We start from the raw sequence: 3530 nt of genomic DNA, 5'->3' as shown, positions 1-3530 counted from the left end.
GCGAGACAGCCGGGCAGCAGGGTCAGCTGCATCGCTGCCGGCCACCACCTCGCCGTCGCGGACCAGGCCAGGTAGTGGGGCGGGGTCGGCGTCGACGGCGTCGAACGCGGCGAGGTACGGCTCGAGCCCGGCCTGCTCGCGCTCACGGCCGAGCACGTCGTCGGTCAGGAGGGCGACGACGGCGGGCACGTCGTCACGGCGGGCGCGCTCGATCGAGAGGGTGCGGTCGGCGAGGGGCAGGGACGGCATGGGCGTCAGCGTACGGACCGGTGTCGGCGCCAGCGCCTAGCCTTCGAGGATGAGGTTGAGCGAGGACGAGCTGCGCCGGCGCACCCTGGCGCGTCAGCTCCCGGCCGCCGACGACGTGCTCGAGCTGTTCGAGCGGCTCGGGCCGGTGCAGTCGCAGGTGCCGCGCAGCCCGTTCGTGCTGGCGTCCTCGCGCCGGCCCGGCACGTCCTACGCCGAGGTGAACGGACTGCTGGAGTCGCACGCCCTGGTGAAGGGCACGTGCCTGCGCGGCACCGTGCACACGGCCACGGCGGCGCAGTGGCCCGACCTGGACGCCGTGGCCCGCCGCACCCGCGAGAACGACCTGCGCCGCGAGCTCGGCCTGAGCCGGCTGACCGTCGACGACGTCACCGCCGAGGTCGAGCGCGTCTGCGCCGGCCGGTTCGTGCCGCGCGACGAGGTCGTCGAGGCCGTGTTCTCGTTCGTCGAGGCCGCCGAGGGACGTCCGGTGGTCGACACCACCCACGTGCGCAACCTCGTGTGGGGCCACCCGGGGCTCGTCCGCCGGCCCCGCGACGACCGCTGGGAGAAGCGCACCGACGCCTTCCACCGAACGGCGTCCGAGCTGCTGGGCGCCGCGCTGCCGGACGCGACGCCGCGCTCGACCGGTTGGTTGCTGCGCCACGTCCGCACGTGCGGGGCCGGTCACGCGGCGCGACCTCGCGTTCTTCCTCGGCGACGGTCTGCGCCGGGTCGACGCCGCGGTGCAGCGGCTCGGTGACGTGCTGGTGCTGCTGGACGGGCCGGGCGACGAGCCGTACCTGGACCTCGCCGAGCCGCCCGGGGGCGACGCTCCCGACGACGTCCGGCTGCTGCCCGAGTTCGACGCGCTCGTGGTCGGCTACGCCGGGCCCGGACGCACGCGCTTCCTGCGCGCGGAGCAGCTGGAGGCGGTCTGGGGCCGGGCCAACGGGCTGTACGCCCCGACCGTGCTCGCCGGCGGCCGCATGGTCGCGACCTGGCGGCTGGTCGGCGGCGGACGTGCCGTGCGCCTCGAGGTCGCGATGCTGCCGGGGCGAGACCGTCCTGCCCGACGACGCGCTCGCCGACGCGGCCAGGGCCCTGGGGCTCGGGCTCGACGTCACGGTCGGCGACGTCGCCGTCGGCGCGGCGTCCTGAGACGCGACGGGGCCCGGGGAGGCGTCCTCCCCAGGCCCCGTCGAGCCTTGCGTCAGGCGTGCTTCTTGCGGCCCGTGATCGCGTTGTAGGCGATGAGCACGATGATGGCGCCGATGATCGAGCCGATGATGCCGGCCGCGGAGAAGTCGATGCCGTCGCCGCTGATCAGGCTGCCGAGCAGTCCGCCCACGAACGAGCCGACCATGCCCAGGATGATCGTCGCGATGATGCCCATGCTGTCCTTGCCGGGCACGATGCGCGCGCCAGGAAGCCCGCGATGAGGCCGACGATGATGAAGCCGATGATGCCCACGTGATTCTCCTTCTCAGCCGGCCGGACGGCCGGCGGTGGCGGTGTCTCGCCCGTCACCGTAGGGGAGTGCGAGCGGGTCCGCCTTTCGAGCGCGGGGCGGGGCTGTGCCACGATCGGGGCCATGGCTGACGAGGAAGAGCTGGTCGGGGGAGCCACCGGGGGAGCCACACGGGTCGGGCGCACCGTCCGCCGTCCCACCGGTCCGTGGACGCCTGCCGTGCACGAGCTGCTCGGCTACCTGCACGAGGAGGGGTTGCGCGGCATCCCCGATGTCCACGGCACGGACGAGCAGGGCCGCGAGGTGCTGACCTACGTCGAGGGACGCGGGGTGCCGGTCGACGACGAGGTCGTGCTGCCGAACGTCCTGGAGGAGGCCGTGGCCTGGCTGCGCGACTTCCACGACATCGTCGAGGGCTTCCGCCCCGACGGCGCGCGCACCTGGCGCCAGAGCGGCGAGGTCGAGCTCGAGCCGGGCCAGATCATCTGCCACAACGACCCGGGCGCCTACAACTGGATCATCCAGTCCGGTCACTTCGTCGCGATGATCGACTGGGACCTGGCCGGACCCGGGCAGCCGCTCGACGACCTGGCCTTCCTGGCCTGGACCGCGATCCCGCTCTACCGCGAGATCGACCCCGCCCTGGCGGCCGAGCGGGTCAACCTGCTCGTCGACGCCTACGGCGAGTGGGGACCGATGACCGTGCTGGACGCCGTCGAGCGGCGCATGCGCACGGCGGCCGACCGCATCGAGGCCGGCGTCGCCCGCGGCGACGAGGGCATGCTCAACCTGGCCCGCCTGCGCGGCGAGCCCCAGCGCACCCGCGACCGCGTCGAGTCCTTCGTGGCCCGTCGCCCGGCGATCGAGGAGCACCTGTGAACGAGCGGAGCGAGCGAACCATCACGACCCTCACGGGCGGACGTCCGTGTCCTGCGTCCTTCTCGGAGGTCCGCCCGTGAAGCACCCGCTCATCGACGCGCTGGGACTCGTGCGGCACCCCGAGGGCGGCTGGTACCGGCAGAGCTGGGCGTCCGGGGTGGACGTCGAGCTGCCTGACGGGCGCGTGCGGCCGACCGCCACGCTCATCCACTTCCTGCTGCCCGCCGGCGACGCGTCCGGCTGGCACAAGGTCGCCTCGGACGAGATCTGGATCGCCCAGCAGGGTGTCGTCGTGCTCGAGCTCGGCGGGTCCGGCGACGAGCCGGAGGTCGAGAGCCAGCACACCGTCGGCCTCGACGTCGAGGTCGGTCACGCGACGCAGGTGCTCGTGCCGGCCGGTACGTGGCAGCGCACCGTGCCCCGCGAGGAGGACGCGCTGGTCAGCTGCGTGGTCTCGCCCGGCTTCGACTTCGCCGACTTCACGCTGCTCGACTAGTCGACGGCGCGCAGGAAGGCGTCCACGACGTCGTCCAGCCTGGGCAGCGCGGCGCTCGTGCCCGGCACCCGGTCGACCGCGGCGGTGTCGCGGATCGCCGCGATCGCCAGCAGCACCGCCGGGCGGAAGCCCGGACGCTGCGCGAACGTCGGCAGCGCCTCCGTCGCGGTGGCGACGACACGGTCGGTGACCGCGGTGAGCGTCGCGGCGGTCTTGGCCGCGGTGTCCGGGTCGGTGCGGCCCAGGCTCACCAGCTCGGCGACCACGGCGAAGACCGGCAGGTGATAGGCGTCCCACAGGTGCTCCAGCAGCCGTCGCGCCCGGTCGCGCTCGGTGCCGTCGGCGAGCCGGACCGCCACCTGGTCGAGCAGGCGCTCGGCGGCGCGGTTGATCGCCGCGTCCACTAGCGCGGCCTTGGTCGGGAAGTGGTGCTGCTGC

The 3530-nt window shown here is 74.0% G+C and carries 6 protein-coding genes and 1 pseudogene; 4 read left to right on the top strand and 3 right to left on the bottom strand.

Translation table 11 applies throughout. The features are described from left to right. Nucleotides 1–249 (bottom strand): annotated as a pseudogene (locus AC2W7G_RS11945) (hypothetical protein); the annotation flags it as partial. A 49-nt stretch (nt 250–298) separates the two neighbouring features. Here AC2W7G_RS11945 and AC2W7G_RS11940 point away from each other — a divergent pair. Beyond that, nucleotides 299–1009: a DNA glycosylase AlkZ-like family protein gene (locus tag AC2W7G_RS11940; RefSeq protein WP_485868636.1), complete on the top strand. Its 711-nt coding sequence runs from the start codon at nt 299–301 to the stop codon at nt 1007–1009. Further along, nucleotides 993–1496, top strand: coding sequence for a DNA glycosylase AlkZ-like family protein (locus tag AC2W7G_RS11935; protein ID WP_485868635.1), 504 nt, complete (start codon nt 993–995; stop codon nt 1494–1496). The genes AC2W7G_RS11940 and AC2W7G_RS11935 overlap by 17 nt, the downstream gene beginning before the upstream one ends. On the opposite strand, the gene AC2W7G_RS11930 is transcribed toward AC2W7G_RS11935, so the two are convergent. Next, nucleotides 1460–1660 carry a GlsB/YeaQ/YmgE family stress response membrane protein gene (locus tag AC2W7G_RS11930; RefSeq protein WP_485868634.1) on the bottom strand — a complete coding sequence of 67 codons (201 nt, stop codon included), beginning with the start codon at nt 1658–1660 and terminating at the stop codon, nt 1460–1462. The genes AC2W7G_RS11935 and AC2W7G_RS11930 overlap by 37 nt on opposite strands. Nucleotides 1661–1840: 180 nt before the next feature. Here AC2W7G_RS11930 and AC2W7G_RS11925 point away from each other — a divergent pair, with 180 nt between their 5' ends. Together AC2W7G_RS11925 and AC2W7G_RS11920 are read left to right on the top strand one after the other, a co-directional pair. Further along, nucleotides 1841–2596 carry a phosphotransferase gene (locus AC2W7G_RS11925; protein WP_485868633.1) on the top strand — a complete coding sequence of 252 codons (756 nt, stop codon included), beginning with the start codon at nt 1841–1843 and terminating at the stop codon, nt 2594–2596. 76 nt (nt 2597–2672) lie between these two features. Further along, entirely contained in the window at nt 2673–3092 is a 420-nt protein-coding gene (locus AC2W7G_RS11920; protein ID WP_485868632.1) for a cupin domain-containing protein, read from the top strand. Here AC2W7G_RS11920 and AC2W7G_RS11915 read toward each other — a convergent pair. Beyond that, a partial coding sequence (locus tag AC2W7G_RS11915) for a hypothetical protein (protein ID WP_485868631.1) occupies nt 3089–3530 on the bottom strand: 442 nt, incomplete at its 5' end. The genes AC2W7G_RS11920 and AC2W7G_RS11915 overlap by 4 nt on opposite strands.

The organism is Aeromicrobium sp. PFPM2_SD2 (assembly GCF_057364525.1).
The sequence above is the reverse complement of the archived record's forward strand: the minus strand, read 5'-3'. Positions and strand labels throughout refer to the sequence as shown.